Below are 382 nucleotides of genomic sequence, written 5' to 3'. Positions count from 1 at the left end.
GTATTTGGTGTCGTTGCACGGCCACGGCACATCGGCCTGTCCTTCGGCCAGCGGCGCGCCCACCGAATGCAGTGCCTTCACGAACGGCCGGTCCGTGCCCAGCAGATCGAGCGCCGCCCGGCCCATGCGGGTCATGACCCGCATGGAGACCACCACATATTCCGAATCGGTGAGTTCGACGCCCAGCTTGGGGTCCTCGGCACCGAGCGGGCCCATGCAGAACGGCACCACGTACATGGTGCGTCCCTTCATCGAGCCGCGGTACAGCTCGGTCATGGTGGCGCGCATCTCGGCGGGGTCGACCCAGTTGTTGGTCGGACCGGCGTCGGATTCGGATCGGGAACAGATGAAGGTGCGCGATTCGACCCGGGCCACGTCGGAC

Annotated in this window: 1 pseudogene; it reads right to left on the bottom strand. The window is 66.5% G+C overall.

What is annotated here, in order from left to right:
* Nucleotides 1-382, bottom strand: a pseudogene (locus CUZ56_RS14845) (phosphoenolpyruvate carboxykinase (GTP)); the annotation flags it as partial.

Origin of the sequence: Saezia sanguinis (assembly GCF_003991585.1) — a bacterium.
GTDB lineage: Bacteria > Pseudomonadota > Gammaproteobacteria > Burkholderiales > Burkholderiaceae_C > Saezia > Saezia sanguinis.
This window is presented reverse-complemented; position numbering and strand designations above follow the sequence as displayed.